Origin of the sequence: Tibeticola sediminis (assembly GCF_003843835.1) — a bacterium.
GTDB classification, from domain to species: domain Bacteria; phylum Pseudomonadota; class Gammaproteobacteria; order Burkholderiales; family Burkholderiaceae_C; genus Tibeticola; species Tibeticola sediminis.
Genome location: NZ_RKQL01000001.1, coordinates 956,072 through 976,577, shown reverse-complemented (window position 1 = coordinate 976,577; position 20,506 = coordinate 956,072). Strand labels below are relative to the sequence as shown.

The window sequence follows — 20,506 nt, the reverse complement described above, 5'->3', positions numbered from 1 at the left end:
ATGGATTGGAGAGAGCGCCCGCGTTGCGATGAAACGCCCGAGTGGGCGGCGCTGACCCGGCTCGCTGCGGCGCAGCCGGATTTCGATGTGCGCGCGGCTTTTGCGCGGGACCCCGAGCGGTTCGCGCGTCTGAGCCAGGGCGCGCCTGAGCTGTTTGCCGATTGGTCGCGCAGCCGCATCGACGCGGCGGCCGAGGCTCAGCTGCTGGCCTTGGCGCGCGCCTGCGGGCTCGAAGCCCACCGCGATGCGCTCTTTGCCGGCGAGCCGGTCAACACCACCGAGGGCCGCGCCGCGCTCCACCCCTTGCTGCGCGCGCCGGCTGTGGGCAGCGCGATCGCGGGCTGGCCGACGCCCGCACTCGCGCCGCTGCACCGGGCGGTGCTCGAGACGCTGGAGCGGATGCTGGCCTACGCCGAGGCGGTTCGGGCCGACCCGGACATGACCGATGTGGTCAACATCGGCATCGGCGGCTCAGACCTCGGGCCACGCATGGCGGTGCAGGCGCTGGCCGCCTGGGGCGCCGCCGGGCCGCGCGTGCATTTCGTGAGCAACCTCGACGGGCATGAACTGGCCCAGACGCTCGCCGGCCTGGCACCTGAGCGCACGCTGTTCCTCGTCGTCTCCAAAACCTTCACGACCCTCGAGACCTTGACCAACGCGCATTCGGCCCGCGACTGGTTTCTGGCGCAGGGAGGGCGTGATGTGGCGCGGCATTTCGTAGGCATCACGACGGCCGTGGAGGCCGCGCGCGCGTTTGGGATCGAGACCACGTTTGGTTTCTGGGACTGGGTGGGCGGGCGCTACTCGGTCTGGTCGGCGGTGGGGCTGGCCTTGGCGATCGCGATCGGGGCCGAGGGCTTTCGCGCTTTTTTGGCCGGCGCCCATGCGATGGACGCGCACTTTTGCACCGCGCCGCTCGAGGCCAATCTGCCGGCGCGCCTGGGGCTGCTCGATCTGTGGAACCGTGACGTGCTGGGTTTTGGCAGCCGCTGCGTCGCGCCCTACCACGCGGGGCTGGCGCGGTTGCCGGCCTATCTGCAGCAGCTCGAGATGGAAAGCAACGGTAAGCGCGTCGATCTGCGCGGCCGCGCGCTCACGCTGCCGACTTCGCCCGTGGTTTGGGGGGAGCCCGGCACCAACGGCCAACATGCCTTTTTCCAGTTGCTGCACCAGGGCACGGACGTGATTCCGGTCGAGTTCCTCGCGGTCGCGCGCGCGCGCCATGGGCTGGTCGGGCATCATGCGGGCTTGGTTGCCAATGCGCTGGCGCAGGCGCGGGCGCTGATGGTCGGTCAAGATGATCCGGGCGGCCACCGGCATTTCCCCGGCAACCGGCCCAGCAGCTTCCTTCTGCTCGAAGATCTCACGCCGCGCAGCCTCGGCGCGCTGCTCGCGCTCTACGAGCACCGGGTGTTCGTGAGCGGCTCACTCTGGGGCATCGACAGTTTCGACCAGTGGGGCGTGGAGCTGGGCAAAGCGCTCGCGCGCGATCTCACCCCTCGGCTCTTGAGCGGCGATGTGACCGGTCTGGATGCCGCCACAGCGGGCCTGATCGGCCGTCTGGCACCGTTTTTCGAGAAGAAATAGCCACTTCCCCGCGCCGGGTGGTCGGGTTTTGCTATAAAAATTTTTGTCTTCTCATGCCCGCGGGAGATCGACGAGCTGGCACACCTGTTGGTGCAAGCCCGGAAGGTCGCTGTGAATCGTCCTCCAGACGATTTCAAAGTCCACCTTGAAGTATCCGTGGGCCACAGCGTTTCGCATTTGGTAGGCGAACGACAACGGCAGTTCGGGATGCGCAGCCGCGAAATCCGGGTAAAGCTTCTCGATGTTGTTGCTGGCCTCGCCGATGATCTCGAGGTTGCGAATCACGGCGTCCTGCACCAACTCGTTATTCAGGAATGCCACTTCGTCCATGTCCTCGGTGTAGCGGTCGATGCGCTCGATGGCCTCCGCGATGTGCGCGAGATAGTCTGCAAGGCGTTGCTGCTCGCGACTCATACAGGGCGAGCTTCCGCGAGCACTGAGGCCCGGAATTTGTCGGGCAGCGCGTTGGGGGTCAGCACGTCCACAGGCACGCCAAGCAGCTTCCGGAGTTCATGGCGGATCGCGCCAATGTCGAAAAGGGTCGTTTCCGGCGTCGGATCGATGAGGATGTCCAAGTCGCTGTTGTCGGTGTCTTGACCGCGCAGGACAGAACCGAACACCCGAGCGTTGCGGGCACGGTGCGACTCGACCACACGCCGGATTGCGGCACGGTTCGAGGCCAAGGCATCAGAGGGCTTCATGTGCGCTTCTCCCACAATGAACCTAAATCCGGCTGTTGACCGCTACTCGCGAAAAGCAAGGTGTTGATGTTTCAACAATTTTCGGTGCGGAGACCGTTCACCGTTTGGGTGAGCGCTGCGCACCCGTTCGAGCCGCCCTCGGGTGCGGGGGCGGCGTTGCAAATCCTCGCCATGGCGCCCGCCATGGCTGTGGTTTGCGCCTTGCCCTCGCGCCCGATGACGACCCGACCGGGCGCGCCCAACTGCCGGATTTAGGTTGAAATTTGGTTTTTAAACAAACACGGTACGGAAAGCAACAGCAACATCTGGTTATACGGCACAACTTAGACGCCAGAAACACACTCAAATCCGGATACCCAAGAAAAAGCCCCGCAGGCGAACCCCGCGGGGCTTTTTTGGAAGTGGCTCTCGGTGGCGGGAGCCAGCCGGGCCCGCATGCGTGGACCCGGGCTGCGACTTACATCATGTCGCCCATGCCACCCATGCCGCCCATGCCGCCGGCGGCAGCGGGCGCTTCTTCCTTCGGCGCTTCGGCGACCATGCACTCGGTGGTGAGCATCAGGCCGGCGACCGACGCGGCGTTTTGCAGCGCGGTGCGGGTGACCTTGGTCGGGTCCAGAATGCCCATTTCGAGCATGTCGCCATAGGTGTCGTTGGCGGCGTTGAAGCCGAAGTTGCCTTTGCCTTCGAGCACCTTGTTGATGACGACGCTGGGCTCGCCACCGGCGTTGGCCACGATTTCACGCAGCGGCTGCTCGATCGCGCGCAGCACGATCTTGATGCCGGCGTCCTGGTCGTGGTTGTCGCCCTTGATCTCGCCAGCGGCTTGACGGGCACGCAGCAGCGCGACGCCACCACCAGCGACGATGCCTTCTTCCACCGCAGCGCGGGTGGCGTGCAAGGCATCCTCGACGCGGGCTTTCTTCTCCTTCATCTCGACTTCGGTGGCGGCACCGACCTTGATGACGGCCACGCCGCCGGCGAGCTTGGCCACGCGCTCTTGCAGCTTCTCGCGGTCGTAGTCGCTCGTGGCTTCCTCGATCTGCACGCGGATCTGCTTGACGCGCGCTTCGATGTCGGCGGGGGAGCCAGCGCCATCGATGATGATGGTGTTTTCCTTGCTGACTTCGACGCGCTTGGCCTGGCCGAGGTCAGCCAGGGTGACCTTCTCGAGCGTGAGGCCCACTTCCTCGGCAATGACCTTGCCGCCCGTGAGGATGGCGATGTCTTCGAGCATGGCCTTGCGGCGGTCGCCAAAGCCCGGAGCCTTGACGGCGCAGACCTTCAGGATGCCGCGGATGGTGTTGACCACCAGCGTGGCCAGGGCTTCACCTTCGACGTCCTCGGCAATGATGAGCAGCGGACGGCCGGCCTTGGCCACGGCTTCGAGCGTGGGCAGCAGGTCGCGGATGTTGCTGATCTTCTTGTCGTAGAGCAGCACGAAGGGGTTTTCGAGGATTGCGGCCTGCTTGTCCGGGTTGTTGATGAAGTAGGGCGACAGGTAGCCGCGGTCGAATTGCATGCCCTCGACCACTTCCAGCTCGTTTTGCAGCGATTTGCCGTCTTCGACGGTGATCACACCTTCTTTGCCGACTTTTTCCATCGCATCGGCGATGATCTGGCCGATCGAGCTATCGCTGTTGGCCGAGATCGAGCCGACCTGGGCGATTTCCTTGCTGGTCGTGGTGGGCTTGGATGCCTTCTTCAGCTCGGCGATCAGGGCGTCGACGGCCTTGTCGATGCCGCGCTTGAGGTCCATCGGGTTCATGCCCGCGGCCACGTACTTCATGCCTTCGCGCACGATGGCTTGCGCCAGCACGGTCGCGGTGGTGGTGCCGTCACCGGCGTTGTCGCTGGTCTTGGAAGCCACTTCCTTGACCATTTGCGCGCCCATGTTCTGGAGCTTGTCCTTGAGCTCGATTTCCTTGGCGACCGAGACACCGTCCTTGGTGACGGTGGGCGCGCCGAACGAGCGCTCGAGCACCACGTTGCGGCCTTTGGGGCCGAGCGTGACCTTGACCGCGTTGGCCAGGATGTTCACGCCTTCAACCATGCGGTGGCGTGCATCTGCACCGAAAATGACGTCTTTTGCTGCCATGTCTGTTTCTCCGTATTCAAAAAAGGGTAGGTTTCACACGCGAAGTGCGCTGGGCGGGGTTCACTTCTCGACGACCGCGAACAGGTCGTCTTCCTTCATCACCAGCAGTTCTTCGCCATCGACCTTGACGGTCTGGCCGCTGTACTTGCCGAAGACCACGCGGTCGCCGACCTTGACCGTCAGGGGCTTGACTTCGCCCTTGTCGTTGGTGCGGCCCGGACCCACGGCAATCACTTCACCCTGATCGGGCTTTTCGGCCGCGTTGTCGGGAATGACGATGCCGGAGGCGGTCTTGGTTTCGCTTTCGACACGCTTGACGATCACGCGGTCAGCCAGAGGACGCAGTTTCATGAGATCTCCTATGGGTTAGATGGATGCACGTTGGATGAAGCGGGAAGCGTCGGCGGCTCAGGCTGCCGGCACTCCCTTCACTCTGCGGGCGCGAATGTTAGCACTCGCGCGAACCGAGTGCTAATGATACGGTCAAACCGCGTGCTTTCAAGGCCCCGCGCGGCATCCGGCCCGCGCGCGCGGTGTGCAACACTTCCACCTTCATGTCTGCCGATACCGATGCTTCCGATGCCTTCGCGCGCGACGCGCTTGCCGCGTTCGATGCCGTGCTGGCGGCGGGTGCGGGTGAGCTGCGCCCGCGTCCGGGTCAGCGCCGCATGGCCGAAGCCGTGGCGCAGACGTTTTGTGCTGTCACGCTGGGCAAGCCCGAGCAGACCGCCGGCGGTGGTGAGGCCGCGCCGCGCCGCGCGATTGCCGTCATCCAGGCGGGAACGGGCGTGGGCAAATCGCTCGCCTACAGCGCACCGGCGATTGCGCTGGCGCTTGCGCGCGGCACGCGGGTGCTGATTTCCACCGCCACGGTGGCGCTGCAGGAGCAGCTGGTGAACAAGGACCTGCCCCAGCTGGCCGCACAAATGCCGCAGCCGTTTCGCTTTGCGCTCGCCAAGGGGCGCGGGCGCTATGTGTGCAAACTCAAGCTCAACCGTCTCAGCGGCGGCGAAGAGGTGGCGCTGTTCGACGAAGACGCCGAGCCCGACGAACCGCTCGACGCCGGCGCGGCCAGCCGCCACAGCGCGAGCGCGCGGCTGCAGTTCTACGCCAGCCTCACGCATGCGCTGGCCTCCAAGCTCTGGGACGGCGACCGCGACAGCCTGCCCACGCCGCCCGAGGCGGACCTCTGGGCGCCGGTGGGCGCCGACGCGCGCAGCTGCACCGGGCGACACTGCCCGCTGTTTGGCCAGTGCAGCTATTACGAGCGACGCAAGGAGCTCGTGGGCGCGCAGGTCATCGTGGCCAACCATGATCTGCTGCTGTCGTCGCTGGGCGCGCGGCTGCTGCCGGAGCTGGATCACTGCCTGCTCGTGCTCGACGAAGCGCACCACTTGCCCGCCACCGCGCTCGACCAGTTTTCGCACGCGATGGATCTTTCGCGCACGCTCTGGCTCGAGCGCCTGGCGACCCGCGTGGTGCGTACGGGCGGTTTGCTCGCGGTGTCGGAGGTCGTCGACGTGCCGCGGCTGGCCGGGCAAATCCGCCAGACGCTGGCCGATCTGGCGCGCTTGGCCATGGACGCTTGGGGCGACACGCTGCGCGCCGGCGGCGATGCTTTTGGGCCCGCGCGGGTGCGGCTGCCGCGCGGCGCGCTGCCCGAAGCCTTCGACGAGCCGCTGCAACTGCTGCAGGCGACGTCCGAAGCGCTGCTGGCCGCCGTGAGCGCCGTCGCGCGCGCGCTCAAGGCCGAGATCCGCGACAAGCCCGACGAGGCGCGGCGCCTCTCGGCGTTGTATGCGCAGATCGGCACGCTGGCGCCGCGCCTCGACGATGTGTATGCCACAGCCCGCGCCTTGCTCGCGCCGCCGGTCACCGCATGGCGCCCGAGCGACGCCGCGCCGGATGCGTCCGATGCGCCCGCAGGCGAGGGCGGCCTGCCGATGGCCAAATGGTTCAGCAGCAGCGTCGAAGGTGATTTCGTCGTGCTGCGCGCGCACGCCAGCCCCATCCTCAGCGGCGCGACCCTGCGCACGCACCTCTGGCCGCAGGTGCGCGGCGCGGTGCTGACCTCGGCTACGCTCACGAGCTGCGGGCAGTTCGACTTCTTCCTGCGCGAAAGCGGCCTCGCGGCCGACCCCGACGTGCGCGCGCTCGAGGTCGAAAGTCCGTTCGACTACGCAACCCAGGGGCGCTTCACCATCGTCGAAACCCGCGCCGACCCCAAAGACGCGGCCGCCTTCAATGCCGAACTGGCCGAGCGCCTCGTCGCCGATCTGGCCGCCGTCGAGCGCGGCGCGCTGGTGTTGTTCACCTCGCGCGAGCAGATGCGCGTGGCCGTGCAGGCGCTGCCCGAGGGCCTGCGCGCGCGCGTGTGGGTGCAGACCGAATGGCCGCGCAGCGTGCTGCTGGCCCGCCACCGCGAGCGCGTGGCGGCCGGCGAGCCGTCGATCATTTTCGGCATGCAGTCCTTTGGCGAAGGCTTGGACCTGCCCGGCGCCTTGTGCGAGCACCTCTTCATCACCAAGCTGCCGTTTGCCAGCCCCGACGACCCGGTGGAGGAGGCGCGGGCCGAGTGGCTGCGCGCGGCCGGGCGCGACCCGTTCAACGAACTCGTCATCCCCGCCACCGCCATCCGCCTCGCCCAATGGGCCGGCCGCGCCATCCGCACCGAAACCGACCACGCTTACGTCACCTGCTACGACCGGCGCCTGACCCGCACGGGCTACGGCAAACGCCTGCTGCGCGGCCTGCCGGGTTTTCCGCTGGTGCGGCGCGACGTGGAGGGGCGGGAGACGGCGCTGGGGTAGGGGACTCCTGAGCAAGCCCCTCGCGCGCGGGTTTGCGTTTCGGTCGAAGCGATCTATACTGTACAAACATACAGTTGATTTGTTTTTCGGCCCGCTTTTGACACCGTTTTCGCTTCCGCTCGTCCCATGGCCCTGGGCCGGCCGTTTTCAGGGCGGGCCGCAAGCGCGCCATTCTGCATATGCCTGCCGTTTCGCCTGTCCCGCCGACTTCGCGCCTGTCGACCCCGGTCTCTGGGAGCGAGGCGGGCCTGGCTGCGTCGGTGGATGGAGTGCAGGCCGCGCCGCAGGGTTGGCGGACGCGCCCCGATGTGTGGCGCGCCGATGCCTTGGGTACGGCCCCTGTGCGGGTGTGTGCCACGGGGCACGCGGCGCTGGATGCGGTGCTGCCCGGTGGGGGGTGGCCGCTGGGGGCTTTGGTCGAGGTGCTGCAGCGCGCGCCCACGCAGGCGCTGTGGCGGCTGCTCGCGCCCGCGCTGTCGGCCCTCGACGGCGCGGTGGTGCTGGTGGGCGCGCCGCTGCCGCCGTTTGCGCCGGCGCTCGAGGCGCAGGGCATCGCGGCGCAGCGTTTGCTGTGGGTGCGTGCGCGCACGCCGGTCGAGCGTGCCTGGGCGGCCCGGCAGGCGCTGGGCTGCGCCGAAGTGGGCGCGGTGTTGCTGTGGTTGCATGGGCCGCTGTTCGCAGGGGCGGCCGGTGACGGGGCTGCGGAGGACGCGGTGGCGATGCCGGTGCCGACACCGCCGTCGGCCTCACCCCAGCCGCCGCGTGCCCGCCGCGTTGCCGAACCACCGTCCGAGGCCCTGCTGCTGCGTCGCTTGCATCTGGCCGCGCAGGGCAGCGGCCGGCTGCTCGTCGCGCTGCGTCCCGAGGCGGCGCAGGCTGCGCCGAGCTGCGCGGTGCTGCGGCTGGCGGTGCAGGCCGAGGGCGACGAGCGGCTGCGCGTGCAACTGCTCAAGCGGCGCGGGCCGCCGCTGGCCGAGCCGCTGGGGCTGCCCCGCTTTCCGGCGCGCTTGCAGGCTTTGCTGGCGGCGCAACCGGTGTACCGGGCGCGGCTGCGCGCCGGGATGGCGCGCGGGGCCGTGACCGCTCCCACTCCCACAACTGCTTCCGCTCCCATGCCGGCACCCGTCGCTGCGCCGGCCACCGAGTCCTTGCCGGCGTCCGTGTCCGCGGGGCCGGGCGGGTCGCCGCAGCCGCTTGCCCTGGCATGAGGGTTGGCCATGACCCGACCGAGCGAGCATTGGCTGGCGCTGCGGCGGCCCGCCGCAGACGAGGCGGAGGCGTTGCCGGCTGGGGTCGACCGGTTGCTGGCTTGGCATGCGCTGCGCTTCACGCCGCGCGTGGCCTGGGTGGAGGATGCAGCGCCCAACCCGGCCACCGCTTCCCCGTCCACACCGGCGCCCAGGCGCCGCCGCGCACAGGCCCGCTCGGGCGATGCGGCGGCGCGCACGCTGGTGTTGGAGATCGCCGCGAGCGAGCGGCTGTTTGGCGGCCGCGCCGCCTTGATTCGGCGGTTTTTTGAGGAAATTCCGCCGATTCCCGGCATGAAATGGGCGCAAGGCGCTACGGTTTGGATAGCGGTTGGGCGACTCGACATGCCGCCGATCGCTCCGGTGGACGATGCGGGGTCGGCGCCGGCGATCGAGTGCGGCGCCCGCGTCGCGCCCGAGGCTTTGCCGCTGGCGGCGCTGGCGGCGGCGCGGCCGCATCTGGACACGCTGGCGCGGCTGGGCTGCCGCAGCTGGGGCGAACTGCGTGCTTTGCCCCGGGCGGCGCTGGCACGGCGCTTGGGGCCGGCTTTGCTCGAGGCGCTCGATCAGGCTTGGGGTTTGCGGCCGACGGTGCTGCCATGGCTGGTGCTGCCCGAGCGCTTCGACGAGGCGGTCGAACTGCCGTTTGCGCTCGAGTCGGCGCCGGCGCTGCTGACCCACGCGCAGGGCCTGCTCGCGCAACTGCGGGCCTGGCTGTGCGCCCGCACGCAGGGGGTGTTGGCGCTCGAACTCATCTGGCAGCACGACCGCCGACGTGACGGCCCGGTGCAAGGCCGTCTGCCGCTGCGCACCGCCGAGCCGACCGCCGACCTCGAGCACATCGAGCGGCTGCTGGCCGAGCATCTGGCGCGCGTCGTCTGGCCTGCGCCGGTGCAGCGCGTGCGGTTGCGCGTGCGGAGAACCGCGCCGCTCTCCACGGCCAGCGAGAGCCTGTTGCCGTTGGCGGCGGGCGAGCGTGCCGACGCGCTGGCCTGGCACGCGCTGACCGAGCGCCTGTCCGCGCGGCTGGGCGCCGGTGCGGTGCTGCGCGTGCAGCGCGAGGCCGACCCCCGGCCCGAAGCCATGCAGCGCTGGGTGCCGGCCGATGCTTCTAAAAACAGAGCAACCAAAGTCCAGTTTTCGCTGGCCTACCCAGGAAAGACCGCCAAAAACGGCACGCCGGAATGCGGCTCGGCGATGCCGGCTGCGTTGCTGCCGTCCTGGCTGCTCGAGCGCCCGCTGCGGCTGGCGCTGCGCGGCGAGCGGCCGCTGTACCAGGGGCCGCTTGAGCTGCGCGTGGGGCCGCAGCGCATCGAGGCCTTGCGCTGGGACGCCGCAGCAGCCGCACCCGACCCGCAGGCCCTGGTGGCCCAGCGCGACTACTTCATCGCCGAGAGCCCCGGCGCTGGCCTGGTGTGGGTGTTCCGCGAGCGCCGCCGCCACCGCGCGCACACCGATGCCGACGCCGGTGAGCAAGCGCAGTGGTTTTTGCACGGGTTTTTCGGATGAGCCTCTGGGCACCCACCGACCCCCAGCCTTCGGCCTCGCGCCTGCACCCGCCGCTGCCCGGCTATGCCGAGCTGCATGCCCGCAGCGCCTTCAGCTTCGGGCTGGCGGCCTCGCAGCCCGAGGAGCTGGTTGCGCGGGCGCATGCGCTGGGCTACGCGGCGCTGGCGCTCACCGACGAGTGCAGCGTCTCGGGCCTGGTGCGGGCGCACACCGAGGCCAAGAAGCTCGGCTTGAAGCTGCTCTGCGGCGCCGAGTTCGTCCTCTCCGTCGAGGCGGCAGAGGCAGCAGGTTCCGCTCCGACTGCGGCCGCGTTGCACCTCATCGTGCTCGCGCGCGACGCCGTGGGCTGGGCGGCGCTGTGCCGCTTCATCACCGATGCGCGCCGCGCCGCGCCCAAGGCAACGCTGCATCCGTTCCCGGGCGGCGCGGCGCGCGACGGACCGGTTCAGCCTTGCCCCAAGGGCCAGTACCGCGTGCGCTGGGCCGACGTGACGGCGGCGCGGCTGCCGCAGTGCGAGCTCATCCTCGCGCCCGCGCGGCTGCATCGGCATGCTCTGGATTTGGAAGCACTGCAGCACCGTTTGACGCTGGCGAAGCGGGAATTTGGTTCCCATTGTTGGCTTGCGGTGGAGCTGCTGCACCAGCTCGACGACGCGCTTTGGCTGCGCGAGCTCGAAGCCCTCTCGGCGGCCAGCGGCGTGCCGCTCGTGGCCGCCGGCGACGTGCGCATGCACCGCAGAGCGCGCAAACCCCTGCTCGACGTGCTCACCGCCGTGCGGCTGGGCCGGCCGCTGGCCGAGTGTGGTGGCGCGCTCGAACCCAATGCCGAGGCGCATCTGCGCGCGCGGCTGCGGCTGGCCGCGCTCTACCCCGTGCCGCTGCTCGAGGCCACGCTCGAAGTCGCCGCGCGCTGCCACTTCAGCCTCGACGCGCTGCGCTACCGCTACCCGCGCGAGACGCTGCTGCCGAGCCACACGCCGGCGCAGACGCTGCGCGCGCACACGCTCGCGGGCGCGGCCACGCGCTACCCCGCGGGCGTGCCCGAGAAGGTCATGGCGCAGCTGGAGCACGAGCTCGCGCTGATCGAGGAGCTCGGCTACGAGATGTATTTCCTCACCGTGCACGACCTGGTGCGCTTTGCGCGCAGCCGCGGCATTCTGTGCCAGGGGCGCGGCTCGGCGGCGAACTCGGCCGTGTGCTATTGCCTGGGCATCACCGAGGTGGACCCCGCGCGCATGAACACCTTGTTCGAGCGCTTCATCAGCCGCGAGCGCAACGAGCCGCCCGACATCGACGTCGATTTCGAACACCAGCGCCGCGAGGAGGTCATCCAGTACCTCTACGCCAAATACGGCCGCGACCGCGCCGCCCTCACCGCAGTCGCCATCGCCTGGCGGCCGCGCAGCGCGCTGCGCGCGGTGGGCGCGGCGCTGGGCCTGCCCGAAGCGCTGATCGCCGCCTTCGCACGCGAGCACCCGCCGCTGTATGCGCGCGAAGTCTGCGCCCAGCGCCTGGCCGACACGCTGCAGCGCCTCGGCCCCGCCGCGCCGCCGGTGCCGCCCGCGCGGCTCGAGCTGTGGCTCGCGCTCAGCGCCGAACTGCTGGGTCTGCCGCGCCACCTCTCGCAGCACCCGGGCGGCTTCGTGCTCACCGACGGTGCCATCACCGAACTCGTGCCGGTGGAAAACGCCGCCATGCCCGGCCGCACCGTCATCCAGTGGGACAAGGACGACCTCGACGCGCTCGGCCTCATGAAGGTCGACGTCCTCGCGCTGGGCATGCTCAGCGCCATCCGCCGCTGTCTCGAACTCGTCAGCGAACGCCGCGGCGCGCCCTTCCGTCTGCAAGACATACCCGCCGACTGCCCCGCCACCTGGGCCATGATCGGCGCGGCCGACACCGTGGGCGTGTTCCAGATCGAAAGCCGCGCGCAGATGAGCATGCTGCCGCGGTTGAAGCCGCGCTGTTTCTACGACCTCGTGATCGAAGTCGCCATCGTGCGCCCCGGCCCGATCCAAGGCGGCATGGTCCACCCCTACCTGCGGCGTCGTCAGGGCCTCGAGCCTGTCCGCGACGAGCACCCCGCGCTGCGCGAGGCGCTCGCGCGCACGCTGGGCGTGCCGTTGTTTCAAGAGCAGGTCATGCAGATCGCCATGCTCGCCGCGGGTTTTACCGCGGGCGAAGCCGACAGCCTGCGCCGCGCCATGGCGGCGTGGAAGCGCAAGGGCGGCGTGCAGGCGTTTTACGAGCGCATCGTCGGCGGCATGCTCGCGCGTGGCTACAGCGCGGCCTATGCCCAGAGCCTGTTCGCGCAGATCGAGGGCTTTGGTGAATACGGCTTTCCCGAGAGCCACGCCGCGAGCTTCGCGCTGCTGGTGTGGGCCAGCGCCTGGCTCAAATGCCACGAGAGCGCCTGCTTCCTCGCCGCCTTGCTCGACAGCCAGCCGCTCGGCTTTTACAGCCCGAGCCAGCTCGTGCAAGACGCACGCCGCCACGGTGTCGAGGTGCGGCCCGTCGATGTGTGCGCCAGCGACTGGAGCTGCACGCTGGAAGAGCCCGCGTCCCCGCCGCCGACCGCCGCCTCATCGAGCGCACAGCCCGCCGTGCGCCTGGGCCTGCAGCAGGTCAACGGCCTAGCAGAGGCTGCAGCACAGCGCATCGTCGCCGCGCGCCGGCAGCGGCCGTTCGAGAGCGTGGCCGACCTCGCGCAGCGCGCCGCGCTCGACGCCGCCATGCTCGACCGGCTCGCTGCCGCCGACGCACTCGCCACGCTCGCCGGCCACCGTCGCCAGCAGACCTGGGCCGCCGTGGCCCCGCACCGCGGCGTTGCGCTGTTGCGGCAGGCCCCGGTGCAGGAAGCCGCCCACGAGGCCGCACCCGCGGCACTGCGCGCTCCGCCCGAGGCCGAAGACATCGTGTTCGACTACGCCGCCACCGGCCTCACGCTGCGCCGCCATCCGCTCGCGCTGCTGCGGCCGCAGCTGGCCGAGCGGCGGCTCGCCACCGCCGCCGAGCTGCAAGCTGCGCCGCACCGCCGCCTGGTGCGCGCCTGCGGCCTCGTCACGATGCGGCAAAGCCCCGGCACGGCCAAGGGCGTGACCTTCCTCACGCTCGAAGACGAAACCGGCACCGTCAACGTCATCGTCTGGCCCGCACTCAAAGAACGCCAGCGCGCACCGCTGCTGCACGCGCAACTGCTCGCCGTCTACGGCCAGTGGCAGCGCGAACCCGCAAACGGCCCCGGCGCCGTCTGTCACCTCATCGCCGGCCACCTGCAAGACCTCACACCGCTGCTTGGCCGCCTCGCCGATACCGCGCCCAGCAGCCGGGATTTCCGCTGAACGCCGCCGACCCCGCCCAGCCGTGCACGCGTAAGCGCTTGCGGTCACAATCACGCGCTAAGGCAACGCTGAACCAGTCCCTCACGCGTCGCGCATCCCGGCTGCGGGCGGTCTGCTTCGTTGCAAATCCTCGCCATAGCTGCGGCTATGGCTGCGGTTTGCGCCTCGCATATCATCCCGCCGCCGGGCGCGCACCATCGCGGGAACTGATTCAGCGTTGCCCTATGTTCTGCCTTCCCACCGAGGAGACCCACGCATGTTCAGCCACGTCATGATCGGATCGAACGACATCGAGCGATCCCAGCGGTTCTACGACGCCGTGCTCGGCGTGCTCGGCGTCGGCGAAGCCGTGCGCAACCGCAATGCGACCGGCCAGATGCGGCTGTTCTACCGCCACGGCGGCGTGACCTTCTGCATCACCGAGCCCATCAACGGTGAGCCCGCGACCTGCGCCAATGGCTTCACCCTCGGCTTCAAATGTGAATCCGCCGAGCAAGCCCGGCAATTCCACGACACCGCCGTCGCGCACGGCGGCGTGTCGATCGAAGACCCGCCCGGTCTGCGCGAGGGCCAACTCGGCGCGCTCTACCTCGCCTACGTGCGCGACCCTGACGGCCACAAGCTCTGCGCGCTGTACCGGCCGAAGTAAGGCTGGCCTTCATCGATCGCGCCGTCGGGGTCAGACTCCGTCCTCGAACAGGTGCGCCTGCAAATACTCGAGGAACACCGCGGTTTTGAGCGGCAACCATTTCCGGGCCGGGTACACCGCGTGGATCGGCGGGCCGGGGTTGAGCCGGTACTCGGGCAGCAACTCGACGAGTGCGCCGCTGGCCAGTTCGGCAGCGACCAGCAGCCGGTCGATCACCGCCACGCCCGCACCGGCGCACGCCAAAGCCGCCAGCGACAGGCCGTCGTTGACGCGGATCGAGCCTTGCGCGCGCACCGTCATGGCGCTGCCATCTCGCTGAAACGTCCAGCTGTCCCAGACGCTGTTGCCGCTCATGAACAGCAGGCAGCGATGCTGCGCCAGGTCCTGCGGCGTCTGCGGTCTTTGCGCGTGTTCGAGGTATTGGGGCGCAGCGACCAGCACGCGCGGGTTGTCGGCGATTCTGCGCGCGACCAGGCTCGAGTCTTCGAGATGCGCCACCCGCAGCGCCACGTCGATCTGCTCGGCCACGAGGTCGATCAGCCGGTCTTCCACCTGCAGCGTCAGTTCCACCTTCGGGTAGGCGCGCGAAAACGCCGCCACCAGCGGTACGAGGTAACGCTGGCCGAGTGGGCGGGGGCAGGTTACGCGCAGCCGCCCGCGCACCTCTTGCTGAAACTGCCCGGCGATCTGCTCGACGTTGCTCAAAGACCGCTCGATCTGCTGCGCTTCGAGCCAGACCGCCTCGCCGACTTCGGTGAGCGTCAGCGTGCGCGTGGTGCGCTGGATCAGCCGTGCACCCAGTTCGGCTTCGAGCCGCGCGAGCTGCCTGGAGACGACCGACTTACCGCAGCCCAGCCGCGCGGCGGCCTTGCTGATGCTGCCGGCGTCGACGATGGCGGCGAAGGTCGCGAGGTGCAGGGGGTTGGGCATGGTTGATCGCGCTTTTGTTGCCTGATTGGCAACAGTATTGTGTCGCATTGGGTCTATGCAACGCGTGAATCCAGCCCTACATTGGCTGCCAAGGTGCCGACCGCACCTGTCGTTTTCCGTTTTTCAAGGATCTCTCATGCCCGTTCTCTCGTCTTCCACCCCCTCGACCGCCACCACCGCTGAACCGCTGCTCGAACGCCTGCGCTGGCGTTACGCCACCAAGGCGATGGACCCGAGCAAGCCCGTGCCGGCCGAAAAGGTCGAACGCATCCTCGAGGCCGCGCGACTGGCCCCGACCTCGAGCGGTCTGCAGCCCTATGAAATCATCGTGGTCACGAACCCGGCGATCCGCGAGCAGATCCGGCCGATCGCCTGGAACCAGGCCCAGATCACCGATGGCTCGCACCTGCTCGTCTTTGCGGCCTGGGACGACTACACGCCCGAGCGCATCAACCACATGTTCGACCTCACCAACGAGGTTCGCGGCTTCAAGAACGAAGGCTGGGAGAACTACCGCCAGATGCTGCTGGCCACCTATCCGCAACGGGGTGCCGAGCTGAACTTCCAACACGCAGCACGCCAGGCCTACATCGGGCTCGGCGTGGCGCTGGTGGCTGCCGCTTTCGAGGGCGTGGACGCCACGCCGATGGAGGGCTTCGATCCCGCTGCGCTCGACCAGATCCTCGACCTGCGGGCGCGCGGCCTGCGCAGCGTGGCGATGCTGCCGCTGGGCTATCGCCTCGAAAAAAAGGACTGGCTCGTCAAGCTCGAAAAAGTGCGCCGCCCGCGCAGCGCCTTCGTGACCGAGCTGAACTGATCGAGAAGGGGCGGCTCGCCACGGCGGCGCGCCTCCTGGGCCATGGTCCTCAAGCCCGCTTGCGACGAATCTTCTTGACCTCGGTCACGATGGCTTCGAGCTGCTCGAGCTCGGCGATGACGTTCTTGGAAAAGCCCGCGAACTGCGTGTTTAGCATCTTGCGGGCCTCGTCCTCGCGGCCGGCCTTGGCCAGCGCGACGACGTTGGAGGCCGCATAGTGGAACATCTTGTGATGGCCTTTGAGTGCGGTGAAGCCGGGAAAGCGCCCCAGGCGCTGCTGGCCGGGGCCGTAGATCCACTGGCCCAGGTCACAACGGTCGTCGAAGCAAATGGTTTCGGCACTGAGATCTTCGGTGGACGCGCCGTCGAGATAGGCCTGGAGACGAATTTTCCAGTTTTCATGCGCCGCCTTGGCCATCTGGATGTCGAGCGCATCCATGGCTTGCGCGGCCTCCTCGGCGATCTGGCTATCGTTGACGGAGTTGCCAAAGAAACTCTTGAAAAATCCAAACATCGTGATGCCCTTTGAATACCTGTGATCAACCCGGCCCGGCAGGCCAAAAATGAATTGTTGCAGTGCAGTAAGAGGCGTTCAATCCGTCAGCTCCAAGTCAATGACGGTTTCGTGACCGAGTTCACACGGGCGTGCGCTTTTGAAATCACCCGATCGGGTTTGCACCCAATTGACACCGGCCGCGGCTTCGGCGCAGAGTGGCGAACGGTCAAGGGCAACACTGAGTCGGTGGGCTGTCTTGGAGGTGTGCAATGTCTGTCCATGCTGCGCTCGATGCACCGTCGCCTGCACCCTTGCGTTGGCGCGACGGCAAGCGCTATGCCTGGTTGTTGTCGCTGGCCGTGCCATTGCTCGTCGCCGCGGGGCCGCTCGTCTGGTTGCAGACAGGCGAGGCCTGGACCTTGTGGCTGCCCGCGCTGCTGCTGTACGGGCTGGTGCCCCTGATCGACGCCTGGCTGGGCCCGGACCGCAGCAACCCGCCCGAGTGGGCGGTGCCACAACTCGAAGCCGACCCGTATTACCGCCGCATCACCTGGGCGCTGGTGCCGCTGCTGTGGGCGGCTTTCGTGTTCGAAGCCTGGTTCGTTGCGCGTCACGCGCTGCCCTGGCACGGCTGGGTGGCGATGGTCTTGATCGGCGGCACCATCGGCGGCTTTTGCATCAATCTCGGGCATGAACTGGGCCACAAGACGACGCGGCTCGAGCGCTGGCTGGCGCGCCTGGTGCTCGCGCCCACGGGCTATGGGCACTTCTCCATCGAACACAACCGCGGCCACCATCGCGACGTGGCCACGCCCGAAGACCCGGCCTCTTCGCGTATGGGCGAGTCGATCTGGCGGTTCGTCTGGCGCGAGATGCCCGGCGCGGCCCGGCGTGCCTGGGCGCTCGAGGCCGACCGGCTGCGCCGCAACGGCTACCCGGCATGGTCCTGGCGCAATGAAATCCTGCAAACCGGGCTACTGACGCTCACGCTTTGGGTGGCTCTGGTGGCGTGGCTGGGTTGGGGCGTGCTGCCCTTCATCGTCGCCATGTCGGCCTGGGCGAACTTCCAACTCACGTCGGCCAACTACATCGAACACTACGGGTTGCTGCGGCTGCGGGGCCCCGACGGCCGTTATGAGCGTCCGGCGCCGCGACATTCCTGGAACAGCAACCATGTGTTTTCCAACTGGGCGCTGTTCCACCTGCAGCGCCATTCGGACCACCACGCGCACCCCGGTCGGCGTTATCAATCCCTACGCCACTTCGAAAGCGCGCCACAGTTGCCCAGCGGCTATTTCGGCATGTTCGTGCTCGCCTACATCCCGTGGCTGTGGTTCCGCGTGATGGACCCACGGCTGCTCGCCGCGGTCGGCCACGACCCGCGGCGCATCAACTTCGACCCATCCCGCCGCGAAGCCTTGATGCAACGCTACGGTCTTGCTGCCTGACGCTCCGGCGGCGCTGCCTTTCCAGCGCGCGATCCGGTCGGGGCTCGTGGGATCAACCGTGCCAGAATCCGCCCACAGTTCCCCGCACGAGGGCAACCGATAACGCGCACACGCTGGAGGGCAGATGGAAATCGGCACGCTACTTGGCCTCATGGCCGAACAAAAAGCTTCGGATGTGTTTTTGAGCGCCGGCGCGCCACCCGCCATCAAGATCAACGGCGAGACGCACTACCTCGAACAGCCCCCGCTGGGTGCGGCGCAGGTTCACGATCTGGCGTATTCGGTCATGAACGACCGGCAGCAAAAGGCTTTCGAGGCAAGCCTCGAGATGAACCTTGCCATCGGGCTGCCCGACGTGGGGCGCTTTCGGGTGAACATTTACCGCCAGCGCGGCACCGTGGCGATGGCCATCCGCTTCATCACCATGCAGGTGCCGCCTTTGTCGTCGCTGAATCTGCCCGCGCGCATTCAGGATCTCGTCCTGATTCCGCGTGGCCTCGTGCTGGTCGTTGGGGCGACGGGGTCGGGCAAGTCCACGACTTTGGCGTCCATGATCGACCACCGCAATCAGAACCGCAGCGGACACATCCTGACCATCGAAGACCCCATCGAGTTCCTGCACATGCACAAGAAGTCGATCGTCGACCAGCGCGAGATTGGGCTCGACACGCTCGACTATGACTCTGCCTTGAAAAACGCGATGCGTCAGGCGCCCGATGTGATTCTGATCGGCGAGATCCGCGACCGCGCAACCATGCAACAGGCGATTGCCTATGCTGAAACCGGGCACCTGTGTCTGTCGACCTTGCATGCGAACAATGCCAACCAAGCGATCGACCGGATCGTCAACTTCTTCCCCGAAACGGCGCGCCAGCAGGTGTTGACCGATTTGTCGCTCAACCTCCGCGCGGTCGTCTCACAGCGGCTGCTGCGCGGCACGGACGGCAAGCGCGTGCCCGCGGTCGAGTTGTTGCTGCATACGGCCTATGTCGCGGACCTGATCCAAAAAGGCGAAATCGACAAGCTCAAAGACGCCATGGCGCAGAGCGTCCCCCAAGGCATGCAGACCTTTGACGAGTCGCTCTACCAACTCTACGTGAGCGGGCGCATCAGCCTGGATGAGGCGCTGAGCCAGGCCGACTCACGCACCGATCTGTCCTTGCGCATCCGCTTGCACCACGGTGCCGTGATGCCCACCGACGACCTGAAAATTCAGGTCGACACACCGACACCGCGTCTCTGACGGGTCTGAGGGCGTCGCTGCACCCGGCTCCCTGGGCACCGGCCCGGGGGAACGGATGCCGCGCAGTCTAGACTTGAGCCCGGCCAGGTCGCGCAGCACGGCGACCTTGTGGTCTGCGTTCACGTCCGCTGCGCGGACATCAACTTCGCCCCAAAGCCCAGGGCTCGCCGGCACGAACGCTGGACCTTACGGCAACGCTGAACAAGTCCCTCGCGCGCCGCGCATCCCGGCGGCGGGCGGTCTCGTCGAAAGCAAATCCTCGCCATAGCTTGGGCTATGGCTGCGGTTTGCGCCTCGCATCCCACCCCGCGGCCGGGCGCGCGCCATCGCAGGAACTTATTCAGCGTTGCCCTTACAGCCCAGCGAGATCGCGCAGTATCTGGGCTTTGTCGGTGCGCTCCCAGGTGAATTCGGGTTCTTCGCGGCCGAAGTGGCCATAGGCCGCGGTTTTTTCGTAGATCGGGCGCTGCAGGTCGAGCATCTGAATGATGCCCTTGGGACGCAGGTCGAAGACTTCCCGCACGATTTCGGCGATGCGCGCGTCGGGGATCACGCCCGTGCCTTCGGTGTAGACGGTGATGTTCATCGGCTGCGCGACGCCGATCGCATAGGCGACCTGGATCTGACACTGCCGCGCGAGGCCCGCGGCGACGATGTTCTTGGCCACGTAGCGCCCGGCATAAGCCGCCGAACGGTCGACCTTGGTCGGGTCCTTGCCGCTGAAGGCGCCGCCGCCGTGCGGACAGGCGCCGCCGTAGGTGTCGACGATGATCTTGCGGCCGGTCAGGCCGCAGTCGCCCTGCGGGCCACCGATGACGAAGCGGCCGGTGGGGTTGATGAGGTATTTCGTGCCCTGCAGCCACTCCTTGGGCAGCACGGGCTTGATGATTTCTTCGATCACCGCTTCGATGAAGCTCGGCTTCATCCGGGTCTGGGTTTCGCTCTGGTCGGGGCTGTGCTGCGTGGACAGCACCACCGTGTCGATGCTGTGCGGCCGGCCGTCCACGTAGCGCATCGTCACCTGGCTCTTGGCGTCGGGGCGCAGGAAGGGCAGGCGCCCGTCCTTGCGCAGCTGTGCTTGACGCTCGACCAGGCGGTGCGCGTAGTAGATCGGCGCGGGCATGAGCTCGGGCGTCTCGTCGCAGGCGTAGCCGAACATCAGGCCCTGGTCGCCCGCGCCGGTGTTGAGGTGGTCGTCGCTGGCCTGGTCCACGCCCTGGGCGATGTCGTTGCTCTGCTTGTCGTAGGCGACGAGCACGGCACAGCCTTTGTAGTCGATGCCGTATTCGGTGTTGTCGTAGCCGATGCGCTTCAAGGTGTCGCGCGCGGTCTGGATGTAGTCCACCTGCGCGTTGGTGGTGATTTCGCCGGCCAGCACCACGAGGCCCGTGTTGCACAAGGTTTCGGCGGCCACGCGCGAGCGCGGGTCTTGGCGCAAGATGGCGTCGAGGATGGCGTCCGAGATCTGGTCGGCCACCTTGTCGGGGTGGCCTTCGGAGACCGATTCGGACGTGAAGAGAAAGTCGTTCGCCATTTGAATAAACTCCTGAGGTGGGCTGTGGACGGCGGGTTGCGCTGCCGTCGGCTCGGGAGCTTCGGCGAACGCTTTAGCAGAGTTTTTTTACGTCGC

At 68.0% G+C, this 20,506-nt stretch carries 17 protein-coding genes; 10 read left to right on the top strand and 7 right to left on the bottom strand.

From position 1 onward, the window contains the following. Window positions 1-1,587, top strand: coding sequence for a glucose-6-phosphate isomerase (pgi, locus tag EDC62_RS04510; protein WP_124220875.1), 1,587 nt, complete (start codon window positions 1-3; stop codon window positions 1,585-1,587). Between the two features lie 51 nt (window positions 1,588-1,638). Here the strand turns inward: pgi and EDC62_RS04505 are convergent, their stop codons facing one another. Both EDC62_RS04505 and EDC62_RS04500 read right to left on the bottom strand, forming a co-directional pair. Next, window positions 1,639-2,001 carry a HepT-like ribonuclease domain-containing protein gene (locus EDC62_RS04505; RefSeq protein ID WP_124220872.1) on the bottom strand — a complete coding sequence of 121 codons (363 nt, stop codon included), beginning with the start codon at window positions 1,999-2,001 and terminating at the stop codon, window positions 1,639-1,641. Continuing rightward, window positions 1,998-2,288: a nucleotidyltransferase family protein gene (locus tag EDC62_RS04500; RefSeq protein WP_124220870.1), complete on the bottom strand. Its 291-nt coding sequence runs from the start codon at window positions 2,286-2,288 to the stop codon at window positions 1,998-2,000. Before EDC62_RS04500 ends, EDC62_RS04505 begins: the two co-directional genes overlap by 4 nt. 66 nt (window positions 2,289-2,354) lie before the next feature. On the opposite strand from EDC62_RS04500, the gene EDC62_RS04495 reads away from it, so the two are divergent. Continuing rightward, on the top strand, window positions 2,355-2,543 hold the full coding sequence (locus tag EDC62_RS04495; protein ID WP_124220868.1) for a hypothetical protein: 189 nt from the start codon (window positions 2,355-2,357) through the stop codon (window positions 2,541-2,543). 202 nt (window positions 2,544-2,745) lie between these two features. Here EDC62_RS04495 and groL read toward each other — a convergent pair whose 3' ends face one another. Both groL and groES read right to left on the bottom strand, forming a co-directional pair. Continuing rightward, window positions 2,746-4,386, bottom strand: coding sequence for a chaperonin GroEL (gene groL, locus EDC62_RS04490; protein WP_124220865.1), 1,641 nt, complete (start codon window positions 4,384-4,386; stop codon window positions 2,746-2,748). Window positions 4,387-4,446: 60 nt separating this feature from the next. Further along, the gene (groES, locus tag EDC62_RS04485; RefSeq protein ID WP_124220863.1) at window positions 4,447-4,737 is read right to left on the bottom strand and encodes a co-chaperone GroES; all 291 of its coding nucleotides are present in this window, start codon (window positions 4,735-4,737) and stop codon (window positions 4,447-4,449) included. 203 nt (window positions 4,738-4,940) lie between these two features. Here groES and dinG point away from each other — a divergent pair, with 203 nt between their 5' ends. From dinG to EDC62_RS04460, 5 genes are all read left to right on the top strand, one after another. After that, the gene (dinG, locus tag EDC62_RS04480) at window positions 4,941-7,196 is read left to right on the top strand and encodes an ATP-dependent DNA helicase DinG (protein ID WP_124220861.1); all 2,256 of its coding nucleotides are present in this window, start codon (window positions 4,941-4,943) and stop codon (window positions 7,194-7,196) included. A 179-nt stretch (window positions 7,197-7,375) separates the two neighbouring features. Next, window positions 7,376-8,404: a hypothetical protein gene (locus tag EDC62_RS04475; RefSeq protein ID WP_124220858.1), complete on the top strand. Its 1,029-nt coding sequence runs from the start codon at window positions 7,376-7,378 to the stop codon at window positions 8,402-8,404. A 9-nt stretch (window positions 8,405-8,413) separates the two neighbouring features. Then, window positions 8,414-9,952 (top strand): DNA polymerase Y subunit UmuC family protein, encoded by a 1,539-nt coding sequence (locus EDC62_RS04470; protein ID WP_124220856.1) that lies wholly within the window; start codon window positions 8,414-8,416, stop codon window positions 9,950-9,952. Continuing rightward, on the top strand, window positions 9,949-13,293 hold the full coding sequence (locus EDC62_RS04465; RefSeq protein WP_124220854.1) for an error-prone DNA polymerase: 3,345 nt from the start codon (window positions 9,949-9,951) through the stop codon (window positions 13,291-13,293). Before EDC62_RS04470 ends, EDC62_RS04465 begins: the two co-directional genes overlap by 4 nt. A 256-nt stretch (window positions 13,294-13,549) precedes the next feature. After that, entirely contained in the window at window positions 13,550-13,942 is a 393-nt protein-coding gene (locus EDC62_RS04460) for a VOC family protein (protein ID WP_124220851.1), read from the top strand. 30 nt (window positions 13,943-13,972) lie between these two features. Here EDC62_RS04460 and EDC62_RS04455 read toward each other — a convergent pair whose 3' ends face one another. After that, entirely contained in the window at window positions 13,973-14,872 is a 900-nt protein-coding gene (locus EDC62_RS04455) for a LysR family transcriptional regulator (RefSeq protein WP_124220849.1), read from the bottom strand. Window positions 14,873-15,008: 136 nt separating this feature from the next. Here EDC62_RS04455 and EDC62_RS04450 point away from each other — a divergent pair, with 136 nt between their 5' ends. Continuing rightward, window positions 15,009-15,689, top strand: coding sequence for an NAD(P)H-dependent oxidoreductase (locus EDC62_RS04450; RefSeq protein WP_124220847.1), 681 nt, complete (start codon window positions 15,009-15,011; stop codon window positions 15,687-15,689). A 49-nt stretch (window positions 15,690-15,738) separates the two neighbouring features. Here EDC62_RS04450 and EDC62_RS04445 read toward each other — a convergent pair whose 3' ends face one another. Further along, window positions 15,739-16,203: a CZB domain-containing protein gene (locus tag EDC62_RS04445; protein ID WP_124220844.1), complete on the bottom strand. Its 465-nt coding sequence runs from the start codon at window positions 16,201-16,203 to the stop codon at window positions 15,739-15,741. Between the two features lie 251 nt (window positions 16,204-16,454). On the opposite strand from EDC62_RS04445, the gene EDC62_RS04440 reads away from it, so the two are divergent. Together EDC62_RS04440 and EDC62_RS04435 are read left to right on the top strand one after the other, a co-directional pair. After that, window positions 16,455-17,633 (top strand): alkane 1-monooxygenase, encoded by a 1,179-nt coding sequence (locus EDC62_RS04440; RefSeq protein WP_124220842.1) that lies wholly within the window; start codon window positions 16,455-16,457, stop codon window positions 17,631-17,633. A gap of 124 nt (window positions 17,634-17,757) precedes the next feature. Beyond that, window positions 17,758-18,876: a PilT/PilU family type 4a pilus ATPase gene (locus EDC62_RS04435; RefSeq protein WP_124220840.1), complete on the top strand. Its 1,119-nt coding sequence runs from the start codon at window positions 17,758-17,760 to the stop codon at window positions 18,874-18,876. 352 nt (window positions 18,877-19,228) lie between these two features. Here the strand turns inward: EDC62_RS04435 and metK are convergent, their stop codons facing one another. After that, on the bottom strand, window positions 19,229-20,410 hold the full coding sequence (metK, locus tag EDC62_RS04430) for a methionine adenosyltransferase (protein ID WP_124220838.1): 1,182 nt from the start codon (window positions 20,408-20,410) through the stop codon (window positions 19,229-19,231). Between the last annotated feature and the right edge of the window lie 96 nt (window positions 20,411-20,506).